Source organism: Bartonella sp. B39 (genome assembly GCF_053795145.1).
Genome location: NZ_CP200036.1, coordinates 955,927 through 970,439, shown reverse-complemented (window position 1 = coordinate 970,439; position 14,513 = coordinate 955,927). Strand labels below are relative to the sequence as shown.

Genomic DNA, 14,513 nt, shown 5'->3' with positions numbered 1-14,513 from the left:
GCTGAACAAATGGCTCCCTATTTTGAGAATGTCCTAAAATCAATATCTTACTTTCAGAAGAAATTCTCTGACGATTATACTCCTCAGAGCATTTTAAATGATATTTTAAAGGGGGAAAAGCTCCTTTGGATTATTGTGGATGAGCAGGAAAATTTTATGGCGCATGTCACAACAGAGTTACAGAAACTCATCACTGGAACACTGCGGGCAGTTATTGTTACGCTTGGGGGAAAAGGAGGAGAACTGTTAACTAAGCTCATTCCACAGATTGAATCCTATTATAAAGAAAAAGGGGCGAAAGAGCTTGTCATTATAGGCCGGCGCGGGTGGGAAAAATCCCTTAAATCGCATGGCTATTTCGTTAATCTTTTAGAATATAGAAAGCAGCTTTAACATGGGAAAAAGTTCAAAACCAATTCAGACGACGCAAAATACAACGCAAACAAACGCACCACCTGAATGGGCAAAGGGCATCTTTCAACGTGCTGCTAAGGATGCCATGAATTTTTACAATCAAGGCAGCGGAAAAGCCGTTTATGAGGGGGAACGTGTAGCAGGTTTAAGTGATCAAACAAAGAATGCCATCAGTGGGCTTAACAACGCTGCTTATAATTATCATAACGGTACCTTAAATGGATTAGCCACAGGACAAAATTCAACCAGCCAAAATTTAAAAAATATGGCTTCTGGTCATGAGATAGGCAATAATCCTTACTTTAATGAAGCGCTTCAGAACACATTAAATAAAGCGACAAACACGATTAATAGCTCGCTGTCCGGGGCTGGTCGTTATGGCTCCGGTGCGCATACGGGTGTTCTTGCGGATGAATTAGGCAGTATAGCAACCCAGGCTTTGTCGCAGCAATATAACCAAGACGTCAACAATATGATGAATGCTAACAGCTTAATCGACAAAGCAAACCAAAATCAGTTGGCTGGCGCTAACAACTTTTTTCAAGGTCAAAGTCAGGCTAATATCAATGCGTTGGCTGGGGGTGGTTTGCTTGATGCCAATCATCAGCAGCAATTAGATGAAGAGCGACAAAAGTGGGAGCAGCAGAACAATCTTGATTGGGATCACTTAAGTAAATTACTTGCAGCTGGTGCGGCTTCTGCTGGAAATTACGGAATGCAAACGGGACAAACGACGATGTTTACTCCGCAACCAAGACCAAATCCATGGCAAATTATTGGGAATGTTGGAAGCATTCTTGGTACTTTTGCTGGGCTTAGCGATAGAAGAGCAAAGGAAAACATCATGGAAGTTGGACAGAGAAATGGCTACAAACTCTATGAATATAACTACAAGGGGCACCCAGAGCGCTATCGCGGTGTAATGGCGCAGGATGTTTTGAAGTCAAATCCGAAGGCGGTTTTTTATAATAATGCGACAGGCTTTTTGCATGTTGATTATAGCAAGCTTGGATTTGAAATGGAAAGGGTGCAGTGATGGAACAACAAGAGTCGAATGGTATATCAAGATTATTTGATCCCAAATTTTTTCATGCTCTCATAACCCAAATTCTTCCTCAATTCCCTAAGCATTTGTTCAAACAGCTTTCTGCACCCCCAACTACGCCATTTGAAGGACGATACAAGCCCAGTTTTTTGGAACGTGCTGCTTTTAGCACAAACCCTTTTGATGCTCCCGACGGATCTGATAATCCACAAAAAGTCAATTTTGGTGGGCTTATTCGTGGTTCTCATGCGGGAGTAGAAGAAGGCGGGAAAAAAACGCCAGCAGAATTGATTATGTCACTTGATGACTTAAAACGCCAAGCGCCTCCCTTACCGGATTATTCAAATTATTTTGTCAAGAAAAAAGAGGGGTTAGAGCAAGATAAGCATGAGTTTTCAGGGCAGAGAGATGTTGAATCATTGATTCCACAATCTCCACTTGTTGCAAACATCAATAGACCTGATGAGAATGAAGCACAACAACAGCAGAAAGATGCCATGGATTATATTGCAGGACGCAATAAACAATCTATGCCGGAAGAAGCTTTAAGAAGGAGCTCTGAAAATGAAGAAACACCTTCTCATACATCTTTGCCGGAAGAAAAACATTTAAAAGCCGAAGCTTTTTCTGATCAGGCAACGGATTATGTAAACGCAGTTGGGAATTTTATCCATAAAGACGTAAATCCAAACAGCTTATGGGAGCGTTTTAGAAAATCAGAATTTTCCGAGCATTTAATGGATTTTTTTGCAGGGTTAGCATCAGGAAAAACACCGCAAGAAAGTTTTTCAAATGCAGCGCTTGTTATGCGGCAGGGCAATAATGTACGTGCTCAAAATAGACCAATTTTTGAGTTTTTACGCTCTAAAGGATATAGTGATAAAGATGCACAAGCCCTTGTGCAATATCCTGATCTTGCCATGAAACTTATAGGCAGCACGTTAAGCCCTCAAGAAGGCTATAGAACATTGACAGCGGCAGAAAAGGCAGAACAGGGATTGCCTGAGGATATGGCTTATCAAATTTCAACAAGCACAGGGAAAATTATACCTGTTCAAGGGGGACAGCGTTCTTCTTCTGGATTTGGGAGTGATGCGGGTAGTACAGTATCAAAGCCTGAAGCTGGCTATATGTTTGTTAAGGATGAAAATGCACCCAATGGCATACGTGCGGTGCCAATTGCAGGCAGTGGTGCAGAACATAAATTAATTCAAGAACAGAAGGAGGAGGAGCGTAAAAACCAACAAACGCAAATGCGAATTCTGGAAACAGCAGATAGGTCCAATCGTATACTCTCAGCATCTAAAGAATTGCTAAAGATTGTTGAGGAATATCCGCATGTTGTTGGTTTCACGGGTTCTATAGGGTCGTTCCTTCCTAATTCTAAGGCAAAAGATTTCGGGCATATGCTTGATTCATTGAAGGCAAGTATCGGGCTTGATGCCTTGAGAAAAGCAAAAGCATTTTCACCAAATGGTGCATCTGGCTTTGGGAATTTGTCTAATATGGAATTGCAAGCATTGCAAAACTCTGTAGCAGCACTGTATCAAGATCTTTCTGCAGAGCAAATGAAGAAATCTTTAAAAACAGTTATTGACACTTTCAATAAATCCAATGCAGCAACGCGCGCAATTCTTTTTGGTGGTGCAGAAGCAACAAGCGAGCTCGTTCGAGCCGCCTATGGGGAAGATGCTTATAAGGGAAATCATGCACAGTCAAATGATCCACTAGAAAAACAGATAGAAGCATTGCCGGAAGGCATGCTGTTCGTTGATAGCGACGGGCGCATTAAGGAGAAACAAACCAATGGCTGAAGTAATTACCCCTCTTATTAATCGTAAAAACACAAGAGTCATTGGGCATATAAGTGACTATACACCAGAACAGCTTCAAGAGCTTTTTTCGAAGAATAAGGAAAGGCTAAGTGGTGCTACTACAGTAAATAAAGGTGCAACAGAAGAAACAGAAGAAGATGGTCCACATCCAAGTGGTGCTGGTGCTTTTGGATGGGGGGCTCTTCATGGGTTAACTATGGGCTATGATGATGAAATAGCCGGAATATCAGCAGCGACTCTTACTTCTTGGTTGAAGGGATATAAAGAGGCTGTCAAAAAATATAATGAAGTGACAAAGCGATGGCGTGATTATCAAAGAGCAGCGAACCGAGATCATTTTTATCTATCTCTTGCTGGGAATTTAACGGGTGCTGCGGCACCCGTAATTGCTTCTGCTATCTTTCCACCCGCGGCAGGGGCTACTGCTGCCGCTCGTGCGGCAATTGGGGCTGATGTTGTGCTGGGGAGTAGAGCAGGTGTTGCAGGAGCACAAATAACCAGTAAAGCTTTAGCAGCAGGAGAAAGGGCGGTGCAATCTGCTTTAGTAGAGGGTGCGGAACGGGCAGCGGCAAAAGCAGCAGGTGAAGCAGCAATAAAAACAGCGGCAAGCAAAGAGGCGGCAAAGTTTGGCTTGTGGCGTGCAACAAAAGCCGGAGCAACATACGGAGCGATAGCAGGCAGTGGTGAGGGGGAAGGGCTTGCAGATACTCTAGTGTCTGCTGGGGTTGGTGCAGGGTTAGGTGCTGTAACTCCAGTTGTTGCCAGTGGTTTATCAAAAGTGACACCTTTTGTGACAAAATCGCTCAAAGCGGCATTGAGAGGACCTATAAGTCCAGCTGAAATGGCAGCAAAAGCCGCACAAATGCCAGAAAAAGAGGCATTTAAAATAAGCAAGAGAGCACTTAAAGATGTAAGCCGTACCTTAGGTGATGAAGGTGTTGATAATCTTGAGAGAGCATTAAAACTGCGTGGTCCTGATTCAATGATTATTGATCTTCATGACGACCTTGCTGCAAGAGCTTTTAAGGCAGCAAAAAAAGATCCTGATACATATTCACTCGTAAGTAATCGTTTGAGTGAAAGACAAGATGCGAGTGCTATGCGGGTAAGGGATGCGTTGACAGATGTAATGGGTCCAAGAGTAGATACGCTCAATTTAAAAGAAGAGATTATCAAGCAAGCACAGAAAAAGGCTGAACCATTTTATGAGAGGGCGAAAGATTCTCCCATTTCAAATGCTGTAAGTAAAGATTTATCGCTCTTGCAAGAAACCCCCGCATTCCAAAAAACATACAAAAAAGCAATTGCGCAAATGCCAAATGAAGTGAATGCAACAGTTATAGGGAGCAATGGATATCCAAAGCTGAATATGCGGATTTTACATAAAATGAAAGAGGTTTTGGATGACCAAATTAACTCTGCTCGTATCAAAGGAAAACGGGGGTATGCTCGAGATTTGACTCTGTTCAAACAACGCATTCTGGACATTTTGGATACATCATCTCCAGATTACGCTAAAGCACGAAAAATTTATCATGGTGAGCTCGAGATTGCTGATGCTTTAGAGCGAGGAAAACAAGCACTGAAGAAGAGTGTTGATCTTGATACAATCAACAGTCAACTTTCGGATTTGGGGTTGATGGAAAAAGATGCTTTTCAAAAAGGTATACGGTCACAAATAGAACATGCAGCAGGCAATGCGCGGAATTTTGAACACAGCCTTTTGAGTTTGTTTGACACAAAAAATGGGCAAGAAAAATTACAGCAGATTTTTGGTGAGGATAAAGCAAAACAACTGATGAAAGTGTTGCGGCCAGAAGTGGAAAGAACAAGGTTGTTTGCACGCTTGCCAAACCATATGGGTGAAGTGGAAGAAAGGAAAATAGAACAAGTGATGAGTGTAGGAAAGATTGGTCTCATCAAGACTGCTTTGAAAATTTTCGCAAGGGAATGGGGACGCAAACTCTTAGGAGTGCATAGAGATACTGAGAGAGATATTGCGGCTCTCATAACAGCACGGGAAAAAGGGGAGTTTGGGTTAGCAAGGGAAAAAGCTGTTGAATTAATTAAGAAGTTTCATGAAGCAGAAAAGAAACGCTTAATAACAAAAGAAGATCACACAAAATTCATCAATTTTCTTGGAATTCTTTTTAATAGCAGTACTGATAGAATGGTTATAAACTAATGATCAATTTTCATCCCAATGTGAAACGCGCTATCTCACAGGCAGCACAAAAATATGGTTTGCCAGAAAGCTTTCTTGAACGGGTAGCTATAATAGAAAGTAATGGTAATCCAAATGCAAAAAATAACAAAAGCAGTGCAGGGGGACTTTATCAATTTTTAGATTCAACAGCAAAACACTATCAATTGAAAAACAAGTTTGATCCCTTTCAAGCAACTGATGCTATGGCGCGATTGACGAGGGACAATGCACGTTATTTGGCCACAGCATTAGGCAGAGAGCCATCAGAGGCAGAGCTTTACCTCGCACATCAACAAGGATCAGCAGGGGCAGTAAAGCTTATCAAAAATCCACATATGCCAGCAAGCCAGCTTTTAGGTCGACAAGCAGTCACGCTCAATGGTGGTCACAGCGAAGCTACAGCAGAGGATTTTATGAACCACATTTATCAGCTGTACAACAAAACAACAGACGATTCGAATCAAACACGACAACCGCAGCAAAATAATTTGCTAATAGCTAAAAACAAAACAATTTCATTGCCAGATGATGCCTGGTCACACAAGCAATCATTGCGCGGCGTTGAACGGTTACAAAAGGCAATGCAAAGCGATCAAGTGGAAAAACCATTGATGGCCTATGACATGCCATTACCAAAGAGAATGAGTGTACCTGAAAAGGGAGATGCTCCCACAAGTCAGGCTATGGAAAATACACCATTGCAGGGGCAAGGCATTGATGCTGGTGCTCTTAAAAAGGGTGTGATGAATCCAGTTGATTTGATTAGATACAATGCAGATGCGCAAGATCAACAAATACAGATGGTACACCAACAAATGATGCAGAAACCAATGATGGCGGGGTTTTCACAATCAAGTGCACACCCGATAGATTTAACTCCCTTGATTGATCCTTCAAGGAGAAGTTCTGTTCGCTCATATGGGCAGAAAAGAGAGCAACAATTACGGGAAGAGTTATTAAGAAGAACGGGGGTCTATAATGTCTGATATTTATGATTGGTCGTTAATAGCTGATGAAAATGCGCATTCAGATAGCGTTATTAATTGGGCAGAAGGACAACCACCTAGTTCTGTCAACGATAGTGCACGGGTAATGATGCAACGTGTACGTGAATATCTTGCAGATAATGGTGGTTCTCTTGATGCAAACTTTATGGTGAATGGGCAAGATAAAACAACATCTATAACGTTAACAACTGTTTCGCCTATAGCAAAATACAAAAATGATATCATTCTACGTTTTAAAGCACGTGGTGTGAATGTGGGTTCCACAACAATAAATGTTAATAATATAGGGGCAAAGCCACTCTATAAAGCCACAAACATGGGTATTGTACCATTAGAGGGTGGTGAATTACAAAAAGGCGGTATTTATGCAATAGCCTATAATAGTGATGCATCAACAAAAGAACATGATGGTTGGTATCTCTTAAATCCCACACCACTCCCACCTCCAAAGGTAGAAACTTTTCCCTCAGGGTTTATTGCAACCTTTGCTATGCAAGAAGTGCCAAGCGGTTGGCTTTTATGTGATGGTGCAACCTATGAATGCAAAGATTATCCGCAATTGTTCAAAGCAATAGGTGATAAGTGGGGAAAAGACAGCGATACAACCTTTAAAGTTCCTGACTTTAGAGGAATGTTTTTACGCGGCTTTGATGATGGTCGTGGTGTAGACCCAAAGAGAAATTTTGCAACCGAACAAAAAGATAGCATAAAATCGCATACCCATGATTGCACCATTGAAGAAGCAGGCGAGCATACACACAAGTTTTATTATTGGGATACTGACAGAGGATCTGGTCCAATAGGTGGTAGGAATTCTGCTTTTGGTGATTTTAAAAACTCAGGAATAACAGAACCTAGTGGTGCCCACACGCACAAAGCTACTCTTTCCCCAACGGGTGAGGCAGAAACGCGACCTGTGAATGCAACAGTTGTTTATGCTATAAAATCGTGAGGTTTTCGGGTGATTAATCATTTCTCCGCTATTGATGATATTGCGGACGCGGAACAAATCCGCGTCCTTTTTTATGCGAGTCATAGGGTGGTTCACGCACCCTTAAATAAGGTCATTGATCTTATCAAAAACGGCATACAGCATGATCTTTTAAGTGTTTTGACACAGCACCAAGAAGCAACAGACAAACGTATCGAGATCATGCAAAAAACCATTGATGCATTGCGATTGCAGTCTCTCTCTTCCACACAGCAAAAAAAACAAATTGATTAAGGAATAAAATGCGATGCCAATACCCTATCACACGCATACATTTAATATTGAACCAGCAACAAAAGAAGAAGTCAAAGAAGGTGTATTAGATAGTAAGGCTCTTGCTCCCACTTCTGTTGGCAGCGCGGCGGCTTATGAGGTGGAATATTTTGCAACCGCTGCTCAAGGAAAGAAAGCTGATGATGCGGTTGTAAAGAGAGATATTGGTACACTTGCTTACAAAGACAAAGCAACAGTTCACGACATTGAAACAAGTGGGAACCCTAGCGAGGATACTCTTTTGTCAGGTGCTGGTTGGGTAAAAATATCGCCTTTAGGAGTTGGTGATATGAACGCCGCCACATATGATCCCGACAATGTGAGGTCAAATGCTTTTTCCATGGAAAATATGACTGAAGGCGTTACAAAAAAGATTTTGACCCCTGAAGAAAGGTTAAAGCTACAGTGGTTAAGCCCTAGTCAGCCGACAATAGAAAAGTGGCGTACGGGAAATGAAGGTGTTCATTATCCTATATCTCCAATAGATCTCAAAAATACCATCAGTTATTTTGCCTTATCAAAGTCTCTTGGTATGTCAAAAGCGATCTATGATCCAAATAAAATAGCACAAGATGCTTTTGATATGGATAATATGAGAGAGGGAGAAAAGCATCTTATCTTAACTCCTCAAGAACGTTCCCTGATTGCAAAAATTAATGCAATTGAAAAAAATGTGCAAAATGCAGGACAACAAGGGAGACATGTAGCAGTTGCAGATGAGGCAAAAGACATTGCAAATGTTGCATTAACTACAGCAAAAGATGCAAAAACGGCGGCTGAGGCTGCACAAACAAACGCTATCGATGCAAAAGCTACTGCATTTGCTGCACAAACAACAGCGAATAAAGCACAGGAAACAGCTGATAAGGCGCAGAAAAAAGTTGATCTCATTCAAACTCTTGAAAAACAAGACTGGATTGATGGAACAAAAACAATAGATGCACTTATTTCACCAGCCAACCTCATGGCTTCAATCAAAGCAAACAGTGAAAACAGCAGTGGGGTCGACAACAGCGGTGGAGAAAATAGCAAACCTCTTGAAATCCTCATGACGGAAAACGGAGAAATCCCTTGGCCAGATGGGGTCACTGATGAGACTGAGCTTGAAATATGGGCATGGGGTGGTGGTAATGCTGGAAATAATTTTTTTAAAGGAAGCGGTGGTGCTGGCGGTTGTTGTACGTATTTAAGAACCAAGAAAAAATTTCTTGGAAATAGTTCAGTACGTATTGGAAAAGGTGGAGTAGCTGGTGGCGATAAAACTGGTTATTCTACAACAGTTGGTCAATTTATTACAGCTTTTGGTGGAGGAAAAACAAATCCTCATCAAAAGGATATATTCAATGGTGATGATGGTTCTATAGGTGCCAAAGTAGGTGATACTGGTGGTAGTGGTGGTGATGGCTGTATTGGCGGTAAAGGCGGTGATGGCGGTAAAGGCGGTGATGGCGGTTGCGGTGGTCGTGGTGGTCGTGGTGGGGATAATTTTTTATCCAATGGTGGTCGCGGTGGTGATGGCGGTGATGGCGGCAGTGGCGGAACCGGTAGTAATAAACGTGATGGTGGGAATGGTGGTCATGGTGGGAATGGCGGTGATAGTGTTTATGGTTTAGGCGGCAATGGCGGTTGCGGTGGTCATGGTGGTGACTATGGATATTCTTATGGCGGTAGCGGTGGCGATGGCGGCTATGGTGGGAACAGTATTTATGGCGGTGGCGGCGGCGGTGGTAATGGAAGGATAGGAGGGAGCAGCAATTTTGGTAAAAGCAGAGGTAGTGGTGGGAACGGTGGTCGTGGTGGGGATAGTGTTTATGGCGGCGGAGGCGGCGGCGGTTGGGGTGATCGTGGTGGGAATGGTGGTCATAGCATGTGGGGTGGTAAAGGCGGTAAAGGCTGGACAGGACGGCAAGGCGACAAAGATGAAAATTTTAAATCTTATTGTGGCGGTGGTGGTGGATATTTTCCTGGCAAAGATGCAACAGCCTCATCAAGTGGTGATGGTGGAGATGGAGCAGTATTAATCAAAGTATATTTATAGGATGGGGGAAATAATGGCACGGAAAATAAGTGAAGATTGTCTACGTTGTTTAAAAAAGTGGGAAGGCTTGCGGTTGAATGCTTATCAAGATGCTTCTGGCGTGTGGACTATTGGTTATGGACATACGGAAAAAGCTGGTAAGCCAAAGGTTGTTGAGGGCATGGTGATTACAGAAAAAAAAGCTGAAACCATGCTATTAACAGATTTGCGGCAATATGAGCGGGCGGTGGAAAAAGCGGTTTATGTGGATTTAAGCGATGAACAGTTCGGTGCTCTTGTTTCTTTTTGTTATAATGTGGGTATGGCAGCTTTCCAAAGTTCTACACTGCTTAAAAAGCTTAATAGTGGCGATTATGAAGCGGTACCAGCTGAATTACAGAAATGGATCAAAGCGGGAGGAAAACGTTTGCATGGTCTCGTACACCGGCGTGCAGCAGAAGCAGGGTTATGGGCTAAAGGGGCTTATGTTTCTTCCAACTACCAAACCGTTGAAGCACAAAGACTAACGGGTGCTTTAAAAGCCGAAGCCCTTGCCCCGATTATTGGTTCTTTTTCTGGGCTTGGAGGTTTGCTAGCAGGCAATGGTCCTATTCAATGGGCTTTAGCGGTTGTTATGGTTTTAGCTGCCTGTGCTGGAATTTTCTTTGTCACTAAACGTTTTCAGGAACAACGCTTATGATCTGGTGGATGAAAAGAAATCTGATGTTAATTAGTGCGGCTTTAGCCGCTTTTTTTATTGCTCTTGCAAAGGCTTTTACCCTTGGAAAGAAGAGTGAGCAGCAAAAGGAAGCAGAGCAAGCCTTAAAAGCAGAGACAACGCGACTGGAGATAGAGAATGAAATTAATCAGAAAAGTGATGCTGATGTGCGTACTGAGCTCTCTGACTGGTTGCGCGATCAATAAATATGCTTCTTCTTGTATAGGTTGGTTGCCCATTTACTTAGATAGACAAGATATAAACGTTATCAGTACGCACTTAGCAAGAGATATCTTAAAACATAACAAACAGGGTGAACGCTTGTGTGGGTGGAAGCATGGTCAGAAAAAAAACTGAAAAACACACAGAGCTTACGGAAGCAGAAAAAGAAATGCTTCAAGAAATGATTATTACTTACCAAAGTGTGAAAATGATGTCTCGCTTGATGAAGTGGATAGCATTCTTCATCTTTTTGTTGATCCTTGATTTTGCACGCCTCATAGATGCAATAGAGGATATCTTCACCCATTTAAAGCAATGGCTCTCAAAAAAATAAGCTGTTTCAAATTTATTCTACCAACTCTGACTGATCTCGAAACATCTGGTACGACTAAAAAATACCTCAAAAAAATCCTGATTTGTAATACGCTGTAGAGGAAAAAATAAAAAATTCTGCTAGAATCACGTGAGAGCTTCTTTTTCTAATAGGATTTTTTTAGATGCTAACACCATTTGGTAAAACCTTACGTAAACTTCGTATTGATCATTCTGAACGTCTTTTAGATATGGCTAAGAAATTAGATATATCTGTAGCATTTTTATCTTCTGTCGAGATTGGCAAAAAATCTGTACCTGTTGGCATGGAAGAAAAAATCATAGAGCTGTACGTTTTAGATCAAGAGACAGCGGCATGTTTAAGGAAAGAATCAGACGCCTCTCGCAAAAGTTTTACGATCAAGCCTTCTGGTCCATTGAGCCGTGAAATTGTTGGCATGTTCGTGAGATCATTGAATAGTTTTTCACAAGAGGATTTAGCAAAATTAAAAAAATTATTAGAGAAAGTTGGGAAAAAAGATGCGTTTTATAAAGGAACCTTTGAAAATCCTATTCCCTAACCTTTATGTAGCTATCCCGCACCTTAGAAAAAGATATATAAAATCAATAAGTTACTTGTCAGTAAAAGTGCTGTGGCGGAGGGGGTGGGATTCGAACCCACGGTACAGTCTCCTGCACGCCGGTTTTCAAGACCGGTGCCTTAAACCGCTCGGCCACCCCTCCAAACTGAATATGCTTTCTTACAAAGTTCTTACAAAAGGTCAATCATTTATAATGTGTATCTAAACGTTTTTAATAAAATTATTTGCAAGCGAATCAAAAATAATTCCTAACGCCACCTTTTATTCGAAAATTTCTTCTTAAATCAGCAATTTCATTCCAATATGGGCGATTTTTTCAAAAGACAATAGAAAAAATAACAGCTTTATGAAATAATCAAGACCATCAAGATGTGGAGATGATATCTCTATGTATGAATAGTTAGATTTATCATCTTTTTGCTATCGATTTTGCTAATTTTATGGGCGCGCAGGACTATATTTCCACATCTCAAAAGGTCACTAATGAAGAGCTAAATCATTTTCCCTTTTAGAAAATCCTAATATAGTTAGAAAACTCTAATAAAGCCCTGATTCGCAACAATTAGAGCAGAGCGCTAGAAAAACCTGTTTCCTCATATAAAAAATATAAAAAATCAACAAGTTAATAAAGATATAAAATTATATGGTGGGCGATGAGAGACTCGAACTCCCGACATCCTCGGTGTAAACGAGGCGCTCTACCAGCTGAGCTAATCGCCCAATGCAATGATTGGCAATTGAACGGGACCTCTTTAAGGAAAAATTTTTCCAAACGCAAGAATAAAGATGTTGTTGGATTATTTTTTTGAAAAAATGCATAAGCCTTCTTGACATCAACGTATGAACCCCTTACACGACCGCTTGTACCAATTAATCAATTGGTTCATAAGAAGTGCGCGGGTGTAGCTCAGTTGGTTAGAGTGCTGGCCTGTCACGCCGGAGGTCGCGGGTTCGAGCCCCGTCACTCGCGCCATTTCGTGATTGCTTCGCAGAATTTCCATTTTTTAGTGTGAACATTTTATTTATAGGGCATATAGCTATTAAGGTGTTGGCTTTGGAGTGGTTTCTAGAATGTAGCTTTTGTTCCTTTTTACGTGGTTTGTAAGAATAGGGCTTGCGTCTTTCTTTGCTCTGCGTTACCTATGCCGGTAAGAAAAATATCGCATGACATGCCCTTGAAGCAGTATAAGCGGAGTTAATAGAGCCATTATTGCGATTTGTCTGTTTGATCTAGCCGTGTTGGGTGATTACTTTAGTTCAGGCATTTCATTAAGGTGGAAGAGGATTGTGACTGATTTATTGAGTTCTTATTTACCGGTCTTAATCTTTATTATTGTTTCAGCAGTTATTGCTGGAGTTCTTTTAATTATGCCTTACATCGTGGCTTATCGCTCCCCAGATCCAGAAAAATTATCGGCTTATGAGTGTGGATTCAATTCGTTTAATGATGCACGCATGAAGTTCGATATTCGTTTTTATTTGGTATCGATTTTGTTTATTATTTTTGATCTTGAAGTTGCTTTTCTTTTTCCTTGGGCTGTTTCATTTAGCTCGATAGGTATGTTTGGCTTTTGGTCGATGATTATATTCTTAGCACTCTTAACTGTCGGCTTTATGTATGAATGGAAAAAAGGAGCTCTTGAATGGGATTAACTAACAATTCAATGCTTACCGCTCAGAAAACAAAGGGAATTATTGATCCAAATACCGGTAAGTTGATGGGTTTTGACGATAGTTTTCTCCGTGATATTAATGCTGAATTATCGGATAAGGGTTTTTTAGTTACTTCAGCGGAAGCTTTGATTACTTGGGCGCGTACCGGTTCTTTAATGTGGATGAGTTTTGGTTTAGCTTGTTGTGCTGTCGAGATGATGCAGTGTTCAATGCCTCACTATGATAATGAGCGTTTTGGATATGCGCCACGCGCTTCGCCCCGCCAATCAGATGTAATGGTGGTAGCGGGTACTCTGACAAATAAAATGGCTCCTGCATTGAGAAAAGTATATGATCAAATGCCTGAGCCGCGTTATGTGATTTCTATGGGGTCGTGTGCAAACGGTGGCGGGTATTATCATTATTCTTACTCAGTTGTACGTGGGTGCGATCGTATTGTGCCTGTGGATATTTATGTTCCAGGATGTCCTCCTACAGCGGAGGCATTGCTATATGGTATATTATTGCTGCAAAAAAAAATCCGTCGTACTGGTTCCATAGAGCGATAGGAATTTCATTATTATGATGAATGAATCATTAGTTGAACTTGCTACCTATTTAAAAAATAAATTAGGAGATAAGCTTGAAGAGGCCGTTCTTGCATTTGGTGAATTAACTATTGTATCGCGTCTCAATGCAATTACGGATGTTTTAATGTTTGTTCGTGATGATTCTCGCTGTCAGTTTGTTAATATTACAGATATTAGTGGTGTTGATTATCCATTTCGTGATAAACGTTTTGACGTCTCTTACCAATTATTATCTCCTCGCGAGAATTTACGCTTACGTGTAAAAGTGCGTACGGATGAAAGTACTCCCGTTGCTTCTGCTTGCTCGATTTATCCTGGAGCAGAATGGTATGAGCGGGAGATATATGATATGTATGGAATTTTATTTTCAGGTCATCCGGATTTAAGGCGAATCTTGACTGATTACGGCTTTGAAGGACATCCTTTACGCAAAGATTTTCCTGTAACAGGGTTTGTTGAATGTCGTTATGACAATGAAGCAAAGAGGGTAATTTATGAACCCGTTGTCTTGCGACAAGAAATGCGCAGTTTTGATTTTCTTTCTCCTTGGGAAGGAGGACAATATGTTTTGCCGTGTGATGAAAAATTAGACGTCGACAAGTGATATTAGAACTTATAAGGCTTGAGA

General features: G+C 41.3%; 16 protein-coding genes and 3 tRNA genes. 17 read left to right on the top strand and 2 right to left on the bottom strand.

Annotated elements, in window-relative coordinates; all coding sequences use genetic code 11:
• Positions 1–9: 9 nt before the first annotated feature.
• From V4P57_RS04590 to V4P57_RS04530, 13 genes are all read left to right on the top strand, one after another.
• The gene (locus tag V4P57_RS04590; RefSeq protein ID WP_455466970.1) at positions 10–393 is read left to right on the top strand and encodes a hypothetical protein; all 384 of its coding nucleotides are present in this window, start codon (positions 10–12) and stop codon (positions 391–393) included.
• Position 394: 1 nt separating this feature from the next.
• The gene (locus V4P57_RS04585) at positions 395–1,450 is read left to right on the top strand and encodes a tail fiber domain-containing protein (RefSeq protein WP_455466910.1); all 1,056 of its coding nucleotides are present in this window, start codon (positions 395–397) and stop codon (positions 1,448–1,450) included.
• Positions 1,450–3,273, top strand: a complete 1,824-nt coding sequence (locus V4P57_RS04580; protein ID WP_455466909.1) for a hypothetical protein — start codon at positions 1,450–1,452, stop codon at positions 3,271–3,273. Before V4P57_RS04585 ends, V4P57_RS04580 begins: the two co-directional genes overlap by 1 nt.
• Positions 3,266–5,479, top strand: coding sequence for a hypothetical protein (locus V4P57_RS04575; RefSeq protein WP_455466908.1), 2,214 nt, complete (start codon positions 3,266–3,268; stop codon positions 5,477–5,479). The genes V4P57_RS04580 and V4P57_RS04575 overlap by 8 nt, the downstream gene beginning before the upstream one ends.
• Entirely contained in the window at positions 5,479–6,486 is a 1,008-nt protein-coding gene (locus tag V4P57_RS04570) for a transglycosylase SLT domain-containing protein (RefSeq protein ID WP_455466907.1), read from the top strand. The genes V4P57_RS04575 and V4P57_RS04570 overlap by 1 nt, the downstream gene beginning before the upstream one ends.
• Complete coding sequence (locus tag V4P57_RS04565; RefSeq protein WP_455466906.1) at positions 6,479–7,459, top strand: phage tail protein; 981 nt, start codon at positions 6,479–6,481, stop codon at positions 7,457–7,459. The genes V4P57_RS04570 and V4P57_RS04565 overlap by 8 nt, the downstream gene beginning before the upstream one ends.
• A 9-nt stretch (positions 7,460–7,468) precedes the next feature.
• Positions 7,469–7,732: a hypothetical protein gene (locus V4P57_RS04560; RefSeq protein WP_455466905.1), complete on the top strand. Its 264-nt coding sequence runs from the start codon at positions 7,469–7,471 to the stop codon at positions 7,730–7,732.
• Positions 7,733–7,745: 13 nt separating this feature from the next.
• Entirely contained in the window at positions 7,746–9,809 is a 2,064-nt protein-coding gene (locus V4P57_RS04555; protein ID WP_455466904.1) for a hypothetical protein, read from the top strand.
• A gap of 13 nt (positions 9,810–9,822) precedes the next feature.
• The gene (locus V4P57_RS04550; RefSeq protein WP_455466903.1) at positions 9,823–10,488 is read left to right on the top strand and encodes a lysozyme; all 666 of its coding nucleotides are present in this window, start codon (positions 9,823–9,825) and stop codon (positions 10,486–10,488) included.
• Complete coding sequence (locus V4P57_RS04545; protein ID WP_455466902.1) at positions 10,485–10,712, top strand: hypothetical protein; 228 nt, start codon at positions 10,485–10,487, stop codon at positions 10,710–10,712. The genes V4P57_RS04550 and V4P57_RS04545 overlap by 4 nt, the downstream gene beginning before the upstream one ends.
• Positions 10,645–10,863: a hypothetical protein gene (locus tag V4P57_RS04540; RefSeq protein WP_455466901.1), complete on the top strand. Its 219-nt coding sequence runs from the start codon at positions 10,645–10,647 to the stop codon at positions 10,861–10,863. The genes V4P57_RS04545 and V4P57_RS04540 overlap by 68 nt, the downstream gene beginning before the upstream one ends.
• Positions 10,844–11,062: a hypothetical protein gene (locus tag V4P57_RS04535; RefSeq protein WP_455466900.1), complete on the top strand. Its 219-nt coding sequence runs from the start codon at positions 10,844–10,846 to the stop codon at positions 11,060–11,062. The genes V4P57_RS04540 and V4P57_RS04535 overlap by 20 nt, the downstream gene beginning before the upstream one ends.
• 163 nt (positions 11,063–11,225) lie before the next feature.
• The gene (locus V4P57_RS04530) at positions 11,226–11,621 is read left to right on the top strand and encodes an XRE family transcriptional regulator (RefSeq protein WP_455466899.1); all 396 of its coding nucleotides are present in this window, start codon (positions 11,226–11,228) and stop codon (positions 11,619–11,621) included.
• Between the two features lie 73 nt (positions 11,622–11,694).
• On the opposite strand, the gene V4P57_RS04525 is transcribed toward V4P57_RS04530, so the two are convergent.
• A tRNA-Ser gene (locus tag V4P57_RS04525) sits at positions 11,695–11,784 on the bottom strand.
• 502 nt (positions 11,785–12,286) lie between these two features.
• Positions 12,287–12,362: transfer RNA gene (locus V4P57_RS04520), tRNA-Val, on the bottom strand.
• 176 nt (positions 12,363–12,538) lie between these two features.
• Between V4P57_RS04520 and V4P57_RS04515 the strand changes: the two genes are divergently transcribed.
• From V4P57_RS04515 to V4P57_RS04500, 4 genes are all read left to right on the top strand, one after another.
• Positions 12,539–12,615: transfer RNA gene (locus tag V4P57_RS04515), tRNA-Asp, on the top strand.
• A gap of 314 nt (positions 12,616–12,929) precedes the next feature.
• The gene (locus V4P57_RS04510) at positions 12,930–13,295 is read left to right on the top strand and encodes an NADH-quinone oxidoreductase subunit A (protein ID WP_455466898.1); all 366 of its coding nucleotides are present in this window, start codon (positions 12,930–12,932) and stop codon (positions 13,293–13,295) included.
• On the top strand, positions 13,286–13,864 hold the full coding sequence (locus V4P57_RS04505) for a NuoB/complex I 20 kDa subunit family protein (RefSeq protein WP_455466897.1): 579 nt from the start codon (positions 13,286–13,288) through the stop codon (positions 13,862–13,864). The genes V4P57_RS04510 and V4P57_RS04505 overlap by 10 nt, the downstream gene beginning before the upstream one ends.
• A gap of 16 nt (positions 13,865–13,880) precedes the next feature.
• Positions 13,881–14,489: an NADH-quinone oxidoreductase subunit C gene (locus tag V4P57_RS04500; RefSeq protein WP_455466969.1), complete on the top strand. Its 609-nt coding sequence runs from the start codon at positions 13,881–13,883 to the stop codon at positions 14,487–14,489.
• Positions 14,490–14,513 lie beyond the last annotated feature (24 nt).